Below are 18892 nucleotides of genomic sequence, written 5' to 3' on the forward strand. Positions count from 1 at the left end.
CGATCTCCTTAATTGGCTTGGCTGGCTGCAGTTGCTTCATCCTTGATGCCAAGCCAGCCGTAGCCGCGTTCTTCCAGCTCCAGTGCCAGTTCTCGACCACCGGATTTGATAATCCGGCCGCCGGCAAGTACGTGTACGTAATCAGGCACGATGTGATCCAGCAGGCGCTGATAGTGAGTCACCATCAGAATTGCGCGGTCTTTTGAGCGAAGGGCGTTAACGCCGTCTGCGACTACTTTCAGAGCATCGATATCAAGCCCGGAATCGGTTTCATCCAGAATAGCCAGCTTCGGCTGCAGCAATAGTGCCTGCATGATCTCATTGCGCTTTTTCTCACCACCGGAGAAGCCTTCGTTGACACCGCGCTTGAGGAACGCCGGGTCCAGATCCACTTGCTTCGATACTTCCCGTGCCAGCTTCATGAACTCAGCCGCGTTCATTTCCGGCTCGCCATTGTGGTGACGCATGGCGTTAACGGCTGTGCGCATAAACTGGAGGTTGCTGACACCAGGAATTTCTACCGGGTACTGAAATGCGAGAAATACACCATCCCGAGCCCGGGCTTCGGTTGTTTTTTCAAGCAGGTTTTCGCCGTTCAGCGTGACTTCACCAGAGGTAACTTCAAACGCGTCGTTGCCTGCGAGCACCTGGGAAAGGGTACTTTTGCCCGACCCGTTCGGGCCCATAATGGCATGTACTTCCCCGGCTTTGATCTCCAGGTTTATGCCCTTGAGGATTTCTTTGCCCTCAACGGATGCGTGCAGGTTTTTGATGCTCAGCATTTGTAGGCTTCTCTCTGTTTAAACTGTTTTAACCGTCTGAATCCGGTTTGCTTGCAAGATGCTTCGGGTTCGCGCCGGCTTAGCCGACAGAACCTTCCAGGCTCACTTCCAGAAGCTTGCCGGCCTCAACCGCAAACTCCATGGGCAGCTCCTTGAAAACTTCTTTACAGAACCCGTTCACAATCATGGAGACGGCCTGTTCCGGGTCAATACCACGCTGACGGCAAAGAAACATCTGCTCGTCGCTGACCTTGGATGTGGTCGCTTCGTGTTCAACGATTGCGGTTTTATTCAGGCTCTCGATGTAAGGGAAAGTATGCGCACCACAGCGGTCGCCAATTAATAACGAATCACACTGGGTAAAGTTGCGCGCACCCTCGGCTCGGGGGCCGAACTTCACCAGACCACGATAGGCATTGGAGCTTTTGCCGGCCGAAATACCCTTCGAGATGATGGTGCTGGACGTGTTTTTGCCCAGGTGAATCATCTTGGTGCCGGTATCGGCCTGCTGGTAATTGTGGGTGAGTGCGACTGAATAAAATTCACCGACACTGTTTTCTCCGCGAAGAATACAGCTGGGGTATTTCCAGGTAATGGCCGAACCTGTCTCAACCTGGGTCCAGGAAACCTTGGAGTTTTTCCCGATACAGGCTGCACGTTTGGTTACGAAGTTATAGATGCCGCCTTTGCCGTTTTCGTCGCCGGGATACCAGTTCTGTACTGTGGAGTACTTGATCTGGGCATCGTCAAGAGCGATCAGTTCTACCACTGCAGCGTGCAGCTGGTTTTCATCGCGCATAGGGGCTGTGCAGCCTTCCAGGTAGCTCACATAGCTGCCTTCGTCGGCAATGATCAGCGTGCGCTCAAACTGGCCGGTATTTGCTGCGTTGATACGGAAGTAGGTCGACAGCTCCATGGGACAGCGAACGCCCTTGGGAACATAAACAAAGGTCCCGTCGGAGAAAACTGCAGAGTTGAGTCCTGCAAAGTAGTTATCAGTATGTGGCACAACCGTGCCCAGATACTTTTTGACCAGTTCCGGGTGATCACGCATGGCTTCAGAAATCGAGCAGAATATAACGCCCGCTTTTGCCAGAGGCTCTTTGAAAGTCGTGGCAACCGATACGGAGTCGAAAACCGCATCCACGGCCACACCGGCAAGCTTTGCACGCTCGTGCAGGGGGATACCGAGTTTTTCGTAGGTTTTGAGGAGCTCGGGATCGACATCATCGAGGCTCTGGGGCATGTCTTCTTTGCGCTTGGGCGCCGAATAGTAAGAAATCGAGTTGTAATCGATTTTCGGGTAACCCACATGCGCCCAGTCGGGCTCTTTCATTTCGAGCCAGCGACGATAGGCCTTCAGGCGCCATTCCAGCATAAACTCCGGCTCTTTCTTGATTGCAGAAAGGCGGGCGATAACGTCTTCATTCAAACCGGCTTCGAACGTATCAGTCTCGATTTCTGTAACGAAACCGTGTTCGTATTCCCGTTTGATCAGTTCGTTCACCTCTTGGTCGGTGGTCGCCATGATCGTCGCTCCGTATTCTCTCATCGGGGGCTCTCGGGCCCTTTAATTTGCCGGCAACCAGAGTGGGTTGCGGGGGCTGATCTGTTGCTTCTTGCTCGTGATTGTACAATACCATACTAAATTAGTCAGGTATTAAATTGCGGGAAAGTCGATTATAGCGTAATACACCTGCCAGAGGCTAAATCTGGCAGGTGTTGCGGCTTTGGTGTGAGCTTATACGGAGCTTGGGCCTGGCTCGATCTCAGGTCCCGGATGGCAGTATGCGAGTGAGGTAGCTGTGTTCCAGCGAATCGGGAGTCCGGGCCGGCCGGGGGATGCGGACAATGTGCCCACTGCCCGGTGCATAGTCCATGGCTTTGCCATTCTGGTTTTCCATGGTGTGTGCCGAAAAGCAAAGGTTGCCGAGTGGAGTGATCAGTTCAAGCTGGTCGCCGGGGGCGAACTTGTTTTTTACGTCAACGGTCAGCCAGTCGCCGTCGGCATTGCTGATGGTTCCGACTACTTGTTGGGTGCCGAGATAGGAGGAGCCCTGTTCGTAAGTCTGGTATTCCTGTGGCATATGCCGGCGGAGGAAGCCTTCGGTGTAGCCACGGTTAGACAGAGCTTCCAGCTCATTCATCAGACTCATGTCAAAAGGTTTGCCCTGTGTCGCTTCGTCTATGGCTCGGCGGTAAACCTGTGTGGTGCGGGCTACATAATAGGTGCTTTTGGTGCGTCCCTCTATTTTCAGGGAGTGCACGCCCATGGCGGCCAGTTCAGCGACGTGCTGAACCGCGCGGAGGTCTCTGGAGTTCATGATGTAAGTGCCGTGCTCGTCTTCGTAAGCCGGGATAAAGCTGCCAGGGCGGTTAGGTTCTTCCAGCAGGATTTCTCTGGGCTCGCATGACTGTACTGCATCGGCGGATGTTGCGATCAGATCGTTGGTCTGGTCGTGACTGTGTTGTACCGGCTTGTAATTCCAGCGACAGGCATTTGTGCAGGCTCCCTGATTGGCGTCCCGGTGATTCATGTAGCCAGAGAGCAGGCAACGCCCGGAGTAGGCCATGCACAGCGCGCCGTGCACGAACACTTCCAGTTCCATTTGTGGAACCCGTTCGCGAATGTCGCGGATTTCACCCAGCGCGAGTTCGCGTGAGAGGATCACCCGGCTGATGCCCTGGCGCCGCCAGAATTCAACGGTTGCCCAGTTTACTGCGTTAGCCTGCACCGACAGGTGAATGGGTTGATCCGGCCACTTTTCTTTCACCAGCATGATCAGGCCGGGGTCCGACATAATCAGGGCATCCGGCTTGTATTCGAGTACTGGCTCCAGGTCTCTCAGGTAGGAGCGTACCTTGTCATTGTGTGGAGCTATGTTCGAGACCAGATAGAACTGTTTGCCCAGGGTGTGGGCTCTCTGTATACCGGCCCCCAAAGCAGCAGTGTCTTTAAAGCTGTTATTTCGTACCCGCAGTGAGTAACGTGGTTGTCCGGCGTACACGGCATCCGCGCCATAGGCAAATGCAGTTTCAAGGTGCTCAGGGGTGCCGGCAGGTGCCAGTAGTTCCGGGATAATCATGGGGGCTCCGGTTAAATCGGTGGTGGGGTATTCTGCCGCAGGCTGGAGTGCTTTCCCTTGATCCTGCTCAAACGTCTTATTGATTATTTTCAGCTAACATGTGTACGCTGCAACCCGGAATGAGAGAGTTGGTAACCATAAGAAAGGAGGATCGAGGGTGGTATCAGAGCCTTTGAGCCCGGAAGTTGTGCGGGTTTCGTTGAGTAGCAGAGTGAGTTCACTGATCAGCATACAGCTTGCCCGTGGCAAGGTGGGAGTTGAGGTGGTGGCGTCACAGCTGCACATGAGCCGCTATACGCTTCATAAAAAACTCAAGCGAGAGGGATTAACCTTTGCCCGCTTGCTGGAGGATGTGCGCCGTAAGCAGGCGCTGACTTACATGCAGGATAAAACCAAGCCGCTGGTGGAAATTGCCGAGCAGCTCGGGTTTTCGGAACTTAGCGCATTCAGCCGGGCATTCAAGCGCTGGATGGGCACTTCCCCGGCTGAATATCGCTCTGTCAGACGTTCCTGACTTGCGTTAGTGCTTCTTGAAAACCAGCGTTGCGTTGGTGCCACCGAAGCCAAAGCTGTTGCTCATGACCAGATCCAGGTTCTGGTTGTCCATGCGTTCGCGCACGATCGGGTAGCCTTCGGCCCCCTCATCGAGGTTCTCGATATTGGCTGAAGGTGCGATAAAGCCTTCCCGCTGCATAATGATGCTGTAGATGGCTTCATGAACGCCGGCTGCACCCAGAGCGTGACCACAGAGAGGCTTGGTAGAGCTCAGTGGCGGAATGTTATCGCCGAAGGTCTGCTTCAGAGCCGTCAGCTCAGTCACGTCGCCTGCAGGTGTACTGGTGCCGTGGGTGTTAATGTAGCTGATCTCTCCATCCAGGCTTTTCATGGCCTGTTGCATGCAGCGCACAGCGCCTTCGCCGCTGGGGGCAACCATATCTGCGCCATCGGAAGTAGCACCGAAGCCAACCAGTTCTGCAAGAATGGTCGCTCCACGTGCTTCAGCGTGTTCCAGTGCTTCGAGCACCAAAGTGCCGCCGCCGCCGGAAATAACAAAGCCATCCCGGTCTTTGTCGTAGGTGCGCGATGCCTTCTCGGGGGTATCGTTGTACTTGGTTGAGAGCGCGCCCATGGCATCAAACATCAGGCTCAGGGTCCAGTGAATGTCTTCGCCGCCGCCGGCAAGCATGACATCCTGGCGCCCCAGAGCAATCTGATCAGCCGCATGGCCAATGGCGTGAGCGCTGGTGGCGCAAGCTGAGGTAATGCCGTAGTTAATACCGGTGATGCCAAATGCCGTAGCTATGGTTGCGTTGATTGAGCTGCCCATGGTCCGGGGCACGCGATAAGGCCCGACCCGACGGATGCCTTTAGCGCGGTGGGTATCTATCGCATCCAGCAACTCGACGGTTGACGCTCCGCCGGTACCAAACACTGCACCGGTGCTGTTGGCTGTGAGGTGGTCTTTAGTCAGTCCAGCCTGCTCGATGGCTTCGCAGGCGGCAAGATATGTGTAAGCCGCAGCCGGGCACATGAAGCGCAGAAGCTTGCGATCAATAAGTTCCGGCAGGTTCAGGTCGATCTGACCACAAACATGGCTGCGTAACCCATTGTCACGGGCTTCTTCGCTGAAACCGATGCCGGGCACAGACTCCTTCAGGGAGTGGGTGACTTCTTTCTGATTGGTTCCAAGGCTGGAGACAATCCCCATGCCGGTGATTACAACACGCCGCATCTTGCTAGCTCCTAAAAATCATCAGTGGAAGTGAATACGCCAACCCGCAGGTCTTTAGCCGTGTAGATTTCCTTGCCATCCACTTCCATGCGTCCATCGGCAATGGCCAGCGTAAGTTTACGCTTGATCACACGCTTGATATCGAGGTAGTAACGCACTTTTTTGTTGGTGGGAAGGACCTGTCCGGTGAATTTCACTTCTCCGGCACCCAGTGCACGGCCCTTGCCTTCGCTGCCGCCCCAGGCAAGATAAAAACCTACCAGCTGCCACATGGCATCAAGGCCGAGGCAGCCGGGCATGACAGGGTCGTCTACGAAGTGCACTTTGAAAAACCAGAGGTCCGGATGGATATCCAGCTCCGCTACCAGGCTGCCTTTACCGTAAAGGCCGTCGTCCGTGCCTATGTGGGTGACACGGTCAACCATCAACATCTCATCAATGGGCAGCCGCGTGGCGCCCGGGAAAAGTTTGCCATGACCGCATTTAATCAGGTCTTCTTTGTCAAAATGGTCCGGGTTCATAGTGCCATCGTCTCTGTTACAGAATGATTTACTGGTACTTTAGCTGCTTTTTCGCGAGTCGCTATTGACCATTAGTTGATAATTAACGTTAAAACGATGCAGTTGCAAGTTGCGGGAGGCCTTCGGGAGGTATAGCAGAATAAAAAAGGGCAGGCTCCCCACGAACCTGCCCCCCTTCAAACTGCACGAGCCCCGTCAGCCTGTGCGGCCATCAGGTCTGGGGCTTGCGAGTATTTTTACATAGCGCACCAGAAACATGCCGTAGGCGAAAATCCAGAGAAGGGTGCTGCTGCCAATGCCGGGGTGCCAGGGAATGATATCGAATGCGGTAAACACGCGGACCAGCGCGGCCAGTTGAATAGCTATAAACGCGAGAACCATGCCTTTGGGTAACACCAGCGGGCGGCCTGTGTGGCCCAGTGTCACTCGGGCAATGACTCCCAGAATAAGGCTGCTGACGGCACCTGTGCCCGCAGCATGGCTCCAGGCATTGGAGGGCCAGCCAGCGAAAAGTGTGCCTGCAAGAAGGTACAGGGCAACGGGCACCCAAAGGATGGACAGGTGCAAAACCCATAACAGCGGTTCTTTGCGAGCCAGCCAGCCTTTCCAGTTAGCCAGTCGGATCAGCATGAGCGTGCCGGCAATGATTGCCAGAATGCCGGTAACAGTTTGCCAGCCGGTAACCAGAGATGCGGTTAGCAGGATCATGGAAAACAGTGTGGCCATGTCCAGCGCCGGAATGGTTTTTACTGCGTTGGCATCAAGCCCCCGCTGGCGTAACCAGCCTGTTGTAAATGCGGGTGTTATACGTCCGCCGACGATGCTGATCAGTGCCATAGCCGCGATCAGTGCACCATGGCTGAAGGCCATATCCAGGCGGGTGACAAACCCGATCTGCATTAACCATAAAAGGCCCAGTACCACCAGAATCATGAGCTGGCGCATTTGCCTGGCATGCCAGATGCGCCAGCCCGCATCCAGCATGACCAGCGGCAGGAAAGCCAGGTTGACGCTCTGCACCAGCCAGTCTGGCACATTGGCTCCCAGGGCCAGAAGCAGCCGCCCGGCCAGCCATACACCCCAGAGCAACACCAGCCGGAAACCATGAGTGCGTTCGGTTTGAGTCCACACGCAGGCAGCCGTTAGCAAAAAACCGGCGATGGCTGCAGACAAAAAACCAAACAACATCTCGTGCTGGTGCCAGAAAAGTCCGGGCAACGCCAGAGGAAGGGTGATGACACCGGTTACCTGAAAAACCCAGAGAGGGATAACCAGAAGAGCCAGCAATGTCATCGACAGAAAGAAAATACGGAATGGATAACTGAACAGCTGGCTGAAGCTGGCGCTATCTGCGCTAACGGATGTCGGGATGGCCTGCATGCTGGTTCCTGCTAATACATATATGTGGAGTATATGTTATACGTGTAGGGCCAGAAATAACATACCCGGTTGGTGGTATCTTTGCGTACAATGCCGCTATCGCTTTGAATCCTAATGGAATGATCTATGAGTACGTACGTGATCCTGAAACACCTTCACATGACCGCAGCTTACCTCACCATCACCTTGTTCATGCTGCGGCTCCTGCTCGACCTGGTGGGGCGACCTGGTTGGCGTCAGACCCCTCTGCGCTGGATTCCCCACGCTAACGACACAGTGTTGCTTGTTGCGGCCATCAGCCTTCTGTTTGCAGGCGGCTGGAATCCCCTGGAGCAGAGCTGGTTGATGGCCAAGATCCTGTTGTTGCTGGGCTACATCGCCGCAGGGCTGTTTGCACTGAAGGTCACTATATCAAGCCCGGTTCGTGTTGCTGCTGCTGCTCTGGCGCTGCTTCAGGTGTCATTCATCTTCTACCTTGCGATGAGCAAGCCCGTTCTTTTCTGATCTGGTGTGGCTGATCAGCTCTGCAAGCTGGCCCTGCACCTCACGAAGCTGGCGTGTAATTTCATCACGCTCATCGTGAGCCTGCTGGGCCTGCCTGGCGTTCTGTTCCTCGCTCATCACTTCCAGAATCGCGCCAATCATCATGTTCAGAAAAACGAACGCCGTCAGAAAAATAAATGTCAGGTAATAGATCCAGCTTAATGGATACTGATCCATGGTCGCATACATCACATCTGTCCAGTCCTCAAATGTGGCCACCCGGAAAAGAGTCAGCATCGAAATAGCCACATCGCCCCAGAGAGTCTCGTCTACGCGGGCGAAGAACATGGAGCCCATGGCTGCATAGATGTAGAAGATGATAAACATCAGAAGAGCGATGTAGCCCATACGGGGAATGGCTTTGAGCAGCGAGTTGATGAGAAATCGCAGCTCAGGCACTACCGAGATCAGGCGGAGCACCCGGAATACCCGCAGCAACCGTCCGAGCAGGACTGCCTCTGAGTTGTCCAGAGGAATCAGGCTTCCGATCACCACCAGAGTGTCAAACAGATTCCAGCCATCCATCAGGAAGCGCCGTTTTGCCGGGCTGGCAGCAAAGCGGAACAGGATTTCGATCAGGAAAAACAGCGTGATGGCGTTGTCCATCACGCTCAGAGCCTGCTCTACGAGAGGCGGAAGGTCGTATGTCTTGGCGCCGATAGTAAGGGCCGACAGTATGATAATGGCGATAACTACGCCCTGAAAGAGTGTGCTGGACTCAATTCGGCGCAATTGGGTGAAGCCGGTAGCGGGCGATAGTTCCAGGGACATGGTCTTTACTGCTCCAGATGAAAACGGGTTGTGCGGATTCTAATAGCCCGGCTCGAACTGGAACAGTGTTGTTACATAGATTTCAATAAAAGCCCGTCACCCTCCTCCTTTTACTTTGTTGGGCTTTTAACGCTGGATTTGCGGTTTACTGGATAAAACAGTTGTGGCGATGCCAGTTCGGGCAAATCAGTCTGTTCCTGGTTTGCTGCCCATTCAACCCGTTCGGCGGAGCGGATGGCGTAGTGCATCCAGGCCAGTGCAGCGGCCGCAATAACAAACATCAGCATAAAGCAGCTCTGCCAGATGCCTGTCACATCACTCAGTACGCCAAAGGTCAGCGGCATAATAAATCCTCCAAGCCCGCCAATCATGCCCACAACACCACCAACGGCGCCCACGTGCATGGGGTAGTACACGGGTATGTGTTTGTAGACAGCGGCTTTGCCGAGGGACATGAAGAAGCCCAGGGTGAAAATCAACGCCACGAATGCGGGAAGGCTCATTTCCATCGTGAAGCGAATATCACCATCAATGCCGTGAACCACATATTCTGTGGGAGGGTAGCTGAGCAGGAAAGTGCAGACGACGGAGGCGATAAACGTCCAGTACATCACTCGTCGTGCGCCGAAACGGTCAGACATCCAGCCACCAAGGATGCGGAACAGGGATGCCGGTATGGTGTAGAGCGCCGCAATCATGCCAGCCGTTCGGATGTCCAGACCGTAAACCCCAATCAGGTAGTGGGGTAGCCATAAGGCAAGAGCGACAAAAGCCCCGAATACGAAAAAGTAGTAAAGAGCAAAGCGCCAGACTCTAAGGTCTTTTAGCGGCTCCATCTGCTCCATGAATGATCGCTGCTGTTCTCCATCCTTGCGGCCGGCGGAAATCGGGTCCTCTTTTGCCAGAAGAATAAACACAACGCCCATAACGGCAAGTACAGACGCGTAGACCTGTGCGGTAGTTTCCCAGCCAAAGGCTACCAGCAGAAAAGGGGCGCCGAAGTTGGTTACCGCGGAGCCGACGTTACCCGCGCCGAAGATGCCCAGAGCTGTGCCCTGACGCGCAGGCTCAAACCACGCGGCGGTGTAGGCCACGCCTACGATGAATGCGCCACCAGCAAGACCAACCCCCAGAGCACCGACCAGAAGCATCGGATAGGTAGTGGCAAAGGTCAGCAGGTAAACACAGGCGGCCGTGGTCAGCATGAGTATGCCGAACACCCAGCGCCCGCCATACCTGTCCGTCCAGATGCCAAGAAACAACCGGCTGATTGAGCCAGTCAGAATTGGCGTAGCCATGAGCAGGCCAAGTTGTGTGTCCGATAGCCCCAGATCCTCAGCGATGCGAATGCCGATGATGGAGAAGATTGTCCACACGGCGAAGCAGAGCGTGAATGCCAGGGTGGAAAGCCCCAGTGCTCGGTGCTGTTGCGGTTTGCTTGGTGTGATCATTTTGGGGGCCTCAGAAGTCTGTACTGCCGGCTTGTGTTGACAGTTTTCCTGACTTTATCAAATCCTGGTTTTTCTAGGTGAGGGCATTGGAGGTACCTCTTGCAGGGTGCATGAGTGGCAGCCGCTGGCAGGTTGTGCGCAAGTTCTACTTGATGAGGTTTTGCAATGTGGTTTTCTGCAAGAAATACGGTTTAATTCAGTTTTTCACGGAATAGCGTATGCGTGGCTGCCTCAGGGTAGTAAGGCCTGAGACAAGTAAAGCCTGAGACAAGTAAAGCCGGGCGGCCTTTATGAGGCGTACCCGGCATTCAGGCTTGCAGGCTTACAGGTACCCGAGATCGGTCAGGTAGCTCTTCAGCATGTCCAGGGCTTTTTGCGTCCTGTCGCTGCGCTTGCCTTCTTCATCCCACATACGTTGGGCTGTTTTAACAAGGCGCTCCTGAACGTCATCGGGCAATGTAGTAATCCTGACGCCGTCTTCGGCGATCGCTTTGGCGAGGGTAACTCGTTCTTTATACTGGTATTCGTTAGTGCGTACCCAGAAATGCTCTTCCAGTGTCTTTTTGACAGTCTGCTGCATGTCTTCCGGAAGTTTATCCAGGGCTTTCTGGCTGACGATGATGGCATCAGTACCGGCTATGGTCAGACTTGGTTTGACGTGATACTTGGTTACTTCGTAAAGGCCCATGCTGGCTGCGCCCTGAGCTGCTCCCCAATGGGCACCGTCAATGATGCCTGAGTCAAGTGCAGAGTACAGCTCACTACCCGGGATATAAGACGCGGCAGCGCCAGCTTCAGTCAGGAATCTCTGCAGCGTACCCGTGGAGCGAATCTTCAGCCGGGAAAAGTCCTCCTGGCTATTGATGGGTCTTAACCACCATCTCGGTTGGGTAGGCCTTTTCGGTAGACCAGTAAACGCCGTGTTCTGCCGCTTCGTCCCGCAACATCTGCTCGAACCCAAGGCTCTGAAGGAAATATGAGGCTTCCCAGACATTCCGGAAGGCAAACGGCAAGCCTGAAGCAATACCAGCAAGGCTCATTGAGGCCTGGGCATACGATGCGTTAATGGTGCCCATCTCGAGAACGCCGCGACTGACGGCTTTAAAGGTCTCGCGGGCTTTGAACAGTGCTCCGGATTCGTAAAGTTCGAGCTGAAGGCGGCCATCTGTGCGCTCTGCAAGTACATTTTTAAGGCGTACAAGACTGTCCTCAAAGGAGCTGCTGGAGCCTGGCCAGTGAGACTGTACCTTCCAGGTAACGGTTTCCTGTGCGGCTGCGGGGCTGGCGATCAGAGCGGCAGAAACACCGAGTGTAATGGCGGATGCATATACGGCGAGTTTTTTGCGATAGCGAGTAAGTATCTTCAAAGTATGACCTCTTGTTTTTATGGCTTTTTGTGAAGTTTTCAGATTTTATTGTTGTTTCGCTCTGCGGTATCATGAATTGCATAGCAAATCGAGACTATATGAATTTAGCATGAGATTTTGCATTTACAATAAATTATGTAGGGGGCTTATATTTCAGGTAGGATTTTGTATTCGCAGTTTCACTGTGTTGCCGATAAAGTTCCGGGCCAGCTAATCGCGACTGGAATAGCTTGGCATCAATTGCCGGGACCGGAACCTGTAATCGTGGAGTGTGCCTTTGGGCCTGCCAGTAGTGCCTGAGTTGTAAGTGATATTGAAGGTGGCTTCTCAGGTGACCTCCGCGGGTACGACCTGCGCCAGTCATCCAGACAGGCGCCGCTGTAATCGCCCCGTCTACGGGTTCTTGATGTACGCACCCTTGCGCAGGTAGAACCACCAGTTCACAACCAGACACAGAGCGTAAAATACTGCGAAGCCATACATTGCGACTTCCGGGGTTCCCGCCTGAATCTGCTGTCCGAGAAGCTTGGGCGCGATGAAGGCGCCATAGGCTGCGATGGCGCTGGTCCAGCCCAGTACGGGGCCCTTCTGCTGCTGATCAAAAATGTAGCCAATGCTGCGGAAGGTGGAGCCGTTGCCGATACCGCTGGCGGCGAACATCACGATGAACAGGATAAGGAACAGTGCGAAGTAGCTGTTGGGATCTGTAGAGTTATAGGCCAGCATCATCACGTAGCCGGTTGCTACCGAGGCAACAACCATCACCACAGATATGATCTGGGTAACGATAGAGCCGCCCATTTTGTCGGAAATCCAGCCGCCCACAGGGCGAATCAGTGCGCCAACGAATGGTCCCATCCAGGCCCAGGTCAGTGCGCTTGGAGCATCCGGGTTAACAACGCGGGTTACCGTGCCATCTGCAGCAACGTCCATCATGTTGCCGAAAATAACGCTGATGGACAGCGGCAGAGCCGCCGAGAAGCCAATGAATGAGCCAAAGGTCAGAATGTACAGCACAGTCATGGACCAGGTGTGCTTGTTGCTGAAAATCGCAAACTGATTTTTGATGTTGGGTTTGATATCGCCGGGGATCAGGCGCAACAGAACGACGGTCAGAATGATGGTCAACGGCAGCGCCAGCCACATGTTCATGACGCTGAGCGCCCAGACGCCGGCAACGGAGGTAAGAATGCCGACGCCGTATAGTCCGAGAATTTTTCCGAAAGCCGACATGGGGTTGCCTGGGTTCGGAGTAACCACCCTAAGGTTGTTCATACCGAACCATCCGGCGAATGCCAGTGGAACAAGAAAAACCAGCCAGATGAATCCAGCATTCTGAATCCAGGTGTCTGTGCCCGCCTCAATGCGGCCAATCAGCGTGCCGCTTGGGCTCTGCAGCTGCATCGGATCACCTGCCAGAGCACCAAAAACGCCAACTGTCATCACCAGCGGAATCAGAACCTGCATGGTGGTAACGCCAAAGTTACCGAGGCCGGCGTTCATACCCAGGCCGTAGCCCTGTTTACTCTTGGGATAAAACGAGCTGATGTTGCTCATGGAGCAGGCAAAGTTGCCGCCACCGATACCGGAAAGCAACGCCAGAGCCTGGAACACAATGAATGGTGTGTCCGGGTTCATCAGAGCGATGCCAGTGCCTGCGGCAGGGATCATCAGCAGGGCTGTAGTCAGGAAAACCGTATTACGCCCGCCGGCAATCTTGATCATGAACGATGCGGGAATCCGCAGGGTGGCACCGGATAAACCGGCAATTGCCGAGAGAGTAAACAGCTGTTCTATGCTGAAAGAGAACCCCAGGTTCTTCATTTGGGTGGTGATCATTCCCCACATCAGCCAGACAGCAAAACCCATCAGCAGGCTGGGAATGGATATCCACAGGTTACGGGAAGCAATACGCTTGCCTTCCCTTTCCCAGAACTCGTCACTTTCGACATCCCAGTGTTCAATGTCGGCGTTGGTTTTAGCCATAACAGTACTCCCTAAGTTAGCCTGCCCGGAACCGCTTGGTTTGCTGTTTTCGGGCTTCTTGACGCCATTGTGCAAAGCCTGGTGCGGGTTAATTCATGACATAAGTCAAGGAAAAGTCCTGGCGAATAGGGGTGTGTTCGGAGCTTCCTGGAAGGTTGTGGTTTTTTGTGTTTAACTTATTGTTATATAAGTAAAATGTTGCATATGTATCACTAAGTGGGTAATGATTTTTGGGGGAGGCGCAGGAGAGGTAGCCCCTCATTTCCCGAGGTTTTTGGGGTGTTGGGCCAGAATGCATAGCCTGAAAGCTACCCACAGGTAGGCGAGCGCCCACAAGCTGGCGGACAGCCACAGTAGCCCGGGCTCGCTGAAGGGTGACTCACCGGCCAGAAACCGGCTGACTGCCGCTGCAGACAGGATTGCTGCGATCGGGAAAACTTCACCTGCGGCAGGAGGTTTCCGGTGACTTCTTTGCCAGGCCAGCCGGAGCATGACGCTGGTGGAGAGAATGCCTAGTGCTCCGACAGTAATCAGGTGCAGGGATGGAATCAGTGCTGTACCACATAACAGCGCCAGCCCGGTTGCCAATGCGCCGATGGCGAGCCATCCATATCCTGCCATCAATACCAGTAAATCCGGGCGCTCCCGGCACAGCCATGGCTTCCATCTCAGGATCCGCAGAGTTATCAGCCCTGATGCAAGAATCAGCAGGCAGCCTGTGATCGGGTTCATCACCGGGAAGGCTGTCAGGAAAACCGAACATCCCAATACTACAATCAGCATTCCTTCAATGCGTGGCTGCACGCGGGCTTCGAGAGGAATGCCTTTTTTCTCCAGCGTGCCGGCAACCGCTGGCGCGATGATCCTGCCACCCATAAAAGTCATCAGTAGCAGCAATCCTGTAATCGCGGAATGCATAAGTCTGAATGGGCCTGGTAGCCAGGGCTCATCAGGCAGACTCAGTGCCCCGGATAGTCCGAAGACAACAGCAAGCAGGCAAATTAACAAAATCAGCGGCCCCACCATACGGTTTCGCCATTTTTTTGCTGCATGGAAGCGGGGCACAACATGCCAGGCAAGCGCCAGAGCGAAGATGGGGCTCAGGAGCTGGGCTGAAAAACTATCGGGTAAAAGAAGCCAGCTCAACCGGGCCGCCAGCCAGAGGCCCAGAAGCGGATAGAGCAGGGATGCAGGCTGGGGGCCGAGGGTGTAACCGGCTACGAGTGCCAGGGCAAAGCCAAAAATCAGTTCATGGCCATGGCCTGCGCCAAGCAGCCCTGCCGGCCATCCTGTGCCAGACCACACTGCCCACACAGAGAGCGGTACAGCGATGGCTGCCAGCAGGCTTGCTGCGGGGAAAAACAGCCAGAAGGCATGAACTTTGCGCGGGTGCCTGTTGACTGACTTGTTCAAGATCATCCAGCTCAATTGACGGTTTGGGCAGGGGCGCCTAAAAAGAATAATTAAAAGCCATCATAATATTGCAGACGCTGTCCCGTGAGGCAAATGCGCTTGCTTGAGAACAAGGAGAACTACCATGAATGTTTCAGGCATGCTTAAACTTCCGTTTTCCAGTAATGGAGGCTGGGGTGAACTCGAACGCAGGCAGCTATCGATTCCCATGCTTGCATGGTTTGTTGTTGTCCCCATGTCGCTTCTGCCTCCAGTGCTGCTTTACTACGCAGGTACCCATTACGGCGATGATTTTATTGCCGGGTTTGGGGGCAAGGAATGGCGTTTTATCACCACCATTCTCTTTCTCGCTGAGCTGTTGACGTTCTTTGTTATGGGCTGGCTTATTCACTCTGTAGTAGAAGGCCATAAGCTGGAGATCAGCTACAACAACGCTTATCTGCTGGCGGCTATTGCGCCCCTGCCGCTCTGGCTGTCATCACTGGCGCTGCTGGTGCCGGTAGTGACTGTCAGTGTGATTACGGTTCTGGCTGCAATGGCATTGTCCTGCACCCTTGTGTATCAGGGCCTGAGGTCATTGTGCCACCGCAGCCCTGATGATGTGATCACCATGTCGGCCACCTACACCGTGATGGCAGCATCATTGCTGGCGTGGGGTGTGTTGATGGCTATGGTGTGGGCGTTTTGAAATATTGTATTGAGTGCTGATATTGTTATTTCTTCACCGCCCCGGTTTTAAGCCGGGAGAATGTTGCAGGTACAACGCCCAGCCATGAAGCCAGCTGGTTGTCAGGCACCCGCCTTGCCAGTTCCGGATACTCTTCAAGCAGAAGCTGATAACGCTCCTTTGCCGGCATGGTGAGCTTGCGAAATTCCCGCATGCTGGTCAGTTCTGCCAGTTCTTCGGTCAGGACCATTGCAAACTGGGGCCAGAGACCCTCTCCATGGGACTGGATGGCCGCCCGAAAGGCAGCAAAATCGGCAACCCATACAGTAGTGGGTGTTACGGTAGTCAGGCACAGGGTGTTGCGCACTGTGCGGCTGCGGCCGAAAACGGGCCAGACCATGTCGCCCTCGGTAAAGAAATGGTGCACTGCAACCTTGCCGCTGGGAGCCTCCCGGAACAGGCGCATAATGCCATACTGAATCAGGTAGACGTTGCTCCAGGGCGTGTCGTGCTTTTCCATCTGGGCTTCGGAATCGACCCGGCGTTGGTGAAACAGCCGGGTGAGGTCTCTCAAAAACCGGGCGTCAGGAGTGTCCTGTTTTTCGCTCAACCTTATTCCGAATACGCGGCTCAGGCCGTTGAGTAGCGCCACTGATTGCGGTGCTGCATCATGATGGATAATGTCCGGGTTATTCTCCCCCAGCATGCAGGGAGAGGAGGACATGTCTGGCCTGTGAGTGCGGGTCATAGGGTTTTTGCCGTTGAGATATCTGTCAATTATCCTAACAGAAAGATGTTTTGGGAAATGACTTAAATCATTAAGGCTTTTTCACCCGCTCGATATAGGCTCAGTGGCTTGTACCTTCCTCGTAGTTGATTTTGTTCCAGACGTTGTACTTTCCCGACGGTTTGTTCATGGGTATCCGTTTTTCCTCCTCCAGTGTATCTGCGTTGTAGACGATCACTGCGCCATCTTCATCCCAGATGCTCAGCAGGAGCTTTTTTCCGTAGCGGTCAAACTCGACATGGGCGGCTACTTTTCCGGGAGCGGGTTGCAGGGTTTTGACGATTTCCAGCGTCTGTTTGTCGATAACATGAACTTTGTCTTTGTTTGGTCCAAAGAAAACGTCTACCCAGGCGTAGCGTGAGTTTTCGTGGCTGCGCATGAAGAAGCCCGGGCCGGCTGTTTCAAGGGTTTTTATAACTTCCCAGGTGTTCATATCGATGATGGAAACTGCGTTGGTGCGAAAGTGGGGTGTGGCCATTACGCGTGAGCCCTTGTAGTCCCAGGTTATTCCGGAACCCAGGTGGGGCATGCCAGGCAACGGCAGGTTAGCAATGGTTTTTCCTGTGTCCATGTCGATGACCAGGCCGTGCTTGCCGTCGCGGGCAGCGCCGATGAGGTGTTCGTAACCCGGGTCGAAGAAGAAATCATCAAGCCAGGTATCGGTTTTCATTCTGCGCACCCTGGCCCGGTTGTTTTCAACTGTAATTTCCCAGGCTTCGGGTATGTCCTTCAGTGCAGCTATAAAACTGCCCCTTGGCGGGGCGGCATAAACGGCGCTGACCCTTGAACTCTCTCCGGCGTCGTTTTCAACGGGGATGATTTCCAGCAGATCGAGATTGTTCGAATCGAACAGAACCAGAGTGTGAGGCAGATAGTTGGCTGCCAGCAGGTGGTCTCCGTCAGCAGAAACGGCGATGTTACGCATGTTGATGCCAGCCCGTACTTCGGCAACCACCTTGAGGTTGTACAAGTCGTACTTTGTAATCCAGCCGTCTCTGGAACCGAAGTAGACGAAGCGGCCGTCAGGGCTGTATTTTGGGCCGCCGTGCAGGGCGTAGCGGCTGGCAAAACGGTGGATAGGTGCCATGCTGTCACCGTCAAGCAGAGTGACATGGTGATCGCCGATTTCTACTACAAGGAACAGGTTCATCATGTCTGCGTCGTAGGCAGGTTTGTCGGGCAGGGTGCTGACAGGGTGAGGCAACAGATGGCTGGCGATGATTTCGGCCTTGCCCCATACGGGCTTTTTAGCTGGCGGCTGATAGATGAATTCCGCCAGAGCGCTAACAGACTCGGCGCTCAGAGTGTCGGCAAAGGCCGGCATCTGAGTTGCTGCACTGCCTGTCAGAATAGCTTGCTCGGCCTGGTTTTTTTTCAGGCGGGCAAGGTTTTCCGGTAACAGGGCAGGCCCCATCCCGCCAAGGCGATCGCTGCCATGACAGCTTGCGCAGTGCTCCTGATACAGGGCTTCAGTCTGCACATGTGTGCTGGCGGTTATCAGAGGTGACACCAGCAGGCCTGCGGTCAGCATCAGGGTTTTCAGAGACTGTTGCATCGTGCTTCCTGATTTGAATGTTGGTAGTGGTTCCAGCCTGCCTGAGTTGGTTGCGCAAGCTTCTCTGCCAGTTGAACTACCTCTCCCACGATAATCAGCGTGGGTGGCTGAAAGCCTTCCGTCTGAATGGTTTTTTCCAGCTTATGGAGGGTGGTCACTGCCATATGCTGTTGCGGCGTGGTGCCGCGCTCTACCAGTGCTACCGGGCAGTCACCAGACAGGCCATGAGCTGTCAGCTCCCGGACAATAGTAGGGGCATTGTGCAGGCCCATATAAAACACGCGGGTCTGGCCCGGGGCTGCCAGAACCTTCCAGTTCAGCTCAAAGGCATGATCGGCTTTACGGTGCCCGGTAACGAAAGTCACGCTTTGTGCGTAATCCCGATGGGTAAGGGGGATGCCACAGTAGGAGGCGCAGCCGGCTGCAGAGGTAATGCCGGGCACCACCAGAAAGTCGATGTTGTTTTCCACCAGGAATTCGGCTTCTTCGCCGCCGCGACCAAAAATGTATGGGTCGCCTCCTTTCAGGCGTACCACCCGGCGCAGTTTCATGGCTAGCTGAACCAGAAGCTCGTTTGTATCTTCCTGGGGCACATAGTGGCAACCGCTGGCTTTTCCCACGTGGATCCGCTCCGCACGGGGGTTCACCAGTTCCATGATCTGGGGGGATACCAGGCGGTCATAAACAATGGCGTCCGCCTGCTGAATCAGCATCAGCGCCCTGAGTGTGAGCAGTCCGGGATCGCCCGGGCCTGCGCCTACGATGGCAACGTCCCCCGGTCGTAAGGGCTGTTCTGCCAGCTGGAATTCCACCAGGCACTTCTTTCTCTGGCTGATTGTCATGATGCTTTC

General features: G+C 54.5%; 16 protein-coding genes and 1 pseudogene. 3 read left to right on the top strand and 14 right to left on the bottom strand.

Annotated elements, in window-relative coordinates:
- Positions 1 to 8: 8 nt before the first annotated feature.
- The 3 genes from sufC to yegQ form a co-directional block, all read right to left on the bottom strand.
- Positions 9 to 782 carry a Fe-S cluster assembly ATPase SufC gene (sufC, locus tag CPA50_RS01435; RefSeq protein WP_096780715.1) on the bottom strand — a complete coding sequence of 258 codons (774 nt, stop codon included), beginning with the start codon at positions 780 to 782 and terminating at the stop codon, positions 9 to 11.
- A 79-nt stretch (positions 783 to 861) separates the two neighbouring features.
- A complete protein-coding gene (gene sufB / locus CPA50_RS01440; protein ID WP_096780716.1) occupies positions 862 to 2310 on the bottom strand; it encodes a Fe-S cluster assembly protein SufB in 1449 nt (482 codons plus the stop codon).
- Between the two features lie 241 nt (positions 2311 to 2551).
- Positions 2552 to 3868, bottom strand: coding sequence for a tRNA 5-hydroxyuridine modification protein YegQ (gene yegQ / locus CPA50_RS01445; protein ID WP_096780717.1), 1317 nt, complete (start codon positions 3866 to 3868; stop codon positions 2552 to 2554).
- A gap of 157 nt (positions 3869 to 4025) precedes the next feature.
- On the opposite strand from yegQ, the gene CPA50_RS01450 reads away from it, so the two are divergent.
- Positions 4026 to 4382 (top strand): helix-turn-helix transcriptional regulator, encoded by a 357-nt coding sequence (locus tag CPA50_RS01450; protein WP_096780718.1) that lies wholly within the window; start codon positions 4026 to 4028, stop codon positions 4380 to 4382.
- Between the two features lie 6 nt (positions 4383 to 4388).
- Here the strand turns inward: CPA50_RS01450 and fabB are convergent, their stop codons facing one another.
- The 3 genes from fabB to CPA50_RS01465 form a co-directional block, all read right to left on the bottom strand.
- Complete coding sequence (gene fabB, locus CPA50_RS01455; protein ID WP_096780719.1) at positions 4389 to 5600, bottom strand: beta-ketoacyl-ACP synthase I; 1212 nt, start codon at positions 5598 to 5600, stop codon at positions 4389 to 4391.
- Between the two features lie 11 nt (positions 5601 to 5611).
- On the bottom strand, positions 5612 to 6121 hold the full coding sequence (gene fabA / locus CPA50_RS01460) for a bifunctional 3-hydroxydecanoyl-ACP dehydratase/trans-2-decenoyl-ACP isomerase (protein ID WP_096780720.1): 510 nt from the start codon (positions 6119 to 6121) through the stop codon (positions 5612 to 5614).
- A gap of 195 nt (positions 6122 to 6316) precedes the next feature.
- Entirely contained in the window at positions 6317 to 7501 is a 1185-nt protein-coding gene (locus CPA50_RS01465; protein ID WP_096780721.1) for an NnrS family protein, read from the bottom strand.
- 126 nt (positions 7502 to 7627) lie between these two features.
- Between CPA50_RS01465 and CPA50_RS01470 the strand changes: the two genes are divergently transcribed.
- Positions 7628 to 8005: a SirB2 family protein gene (locus tag CPA50_RS01470; RefSeq protein ID WP_096780722.1), complete on the top strand. Its 378-nt coding sequence runs from the start codon at positions 7628 to 7630 to the stop codon at positions 8003 to 8005.
- Here CPA50_RS01470 and CPA50_RS01475 read toward each other — a convergent pair.
- The 5 genes and pseudogenes from CPA50_RS01475 to CPA50_RS01495 all read right to left on the bottom strand — a co-directional run bounded on the left by CPA50_RS01475 (position 7961) and on the right by CPA50_RS01495 (position 15032).
- Positions 7961 to 8815: an ion transporter gene (locus CPA50_RS01475; RefSeq protein ID WP_096780723.1), complete on the bottom strand. Its 855-nt coding sequence runs from the start codon at positions 8813 to 8815 to the stop codon at positions 7961 to 7963. The two genes, CPA50_RS01470 and CPA50_RS01475, sit on opposite strands and share 45 nt — an antisense overlap.
- Before the next feature lie 110 nt (positions 8816 to 8925).
- Positions 8926 to 10266 (bottom strand): MFS transporter, encoded by a 1341-nt coding sequence (locus CPA50_RS01480; protein WP_096780724.1) that lies wholly within the window; start codon positions 10264 to 10266, stop codon positions 8926 to 8928.
- Between the two features lie 322 nt (positions 10267 to 10588).
- Positions 10589 to 11633, bottom strand: a pseudogene (gene dctP, locus CPA50_RS19865) (TRAP transporter substrate-binding protein DctP).
- A gap of 393 nt (positions 11634 to 12026) precedes the next feature.
- Complete coding sequence (locus CPA50_RS01490) at positions 12027 to 13619, bottom strand: antiporter (RefSeq protein WP_096780725.1); 1593 nt, start codon at positions 13617 to 13619, stop codon at positions 12027 to 12029.
- A gap of 258 nt (positions 13620 to 13877) precedes the next feature.
- On the bottom strand, positions 13878 to 15032 hold the full coding sequence (locus tag CPA50_RS01495) for an NnrS family protein (RefSeq protein WP_227519440.1): 1155 nt from the start codon (positions 15030 to 15032) through the stop codon (positions 13878 to 13880).
- A 124-nt stretch (positions 15033 to 15156) separates the two neighbouring features.
- On the opposite strand from CPA50_RS01495, the gene CPA50_RS01500 reads away from it, so the two are divergent.
- A complete protein-coding gene (locus tag CPA50_RS01500) occupies positions 15157 to 15720 on the top strand; it encodes a Yip1 family protein (protein WP_096780727.1) in 564 nt (187 codons plus the stop codon).
- Between the two features lie 25 nt (positions 15721 to 15745).
- Here CPA50_RS01500 and CPA50_RS01505 read toward each other — a convergent pair whose 3' ends face one another.
- From CPA50_RS01505 to cobA, 3 genes are all read right to left on the bottom strand, one after another.
- A complete protein-coding gene (locus CPA50_RS01505; protein ID WP_096780728.1) occupies positions 15746 to 16447 on the bottom strand; it encodes a Crp/Fnr family transcriptional regulator in 702 nt (233 codons plus the stop codon).
- Positions 16448 to 16547: 100 nt separating this feature from the next.
- The gene (locus CPA50_RS01510) at positions 16548 to 18041 is read right to left on the bottom strand and encodes a nitrite reductase (protein ID WP_096780729.1); all 1494 of its coding nucleotides are present in this window, start codon (positions 18039 to 18041) and stop codon (positions 16548 to 16550) included.
- Positions 18026 to 18883, bottom strand: a complete 858-nt coding sequence (cobA, locus tag CPA50_RS01515; protein ID WP_096780730.1) for a uroporphyrinogen-III C-methyltransferase — start codon at positions 18881 to 18883, stop codon at positions 18026 to 18028. Before cobA ends, CPA50_RS01510 begins: the two co-directional genes overlap by 16 nt.
- Positions 18884 to 18892 lie beyond the last annotated feature (9 nt).

It is taken from the genome of Marinobacter sp. ANT_B65 (assembly GCF_002407605.1).
Lineage (GTDB): Bacteria > Pseudomonadota > Gammaproteobacteria > Pseudomonadales > Oleiphilaceae > Marinobacter.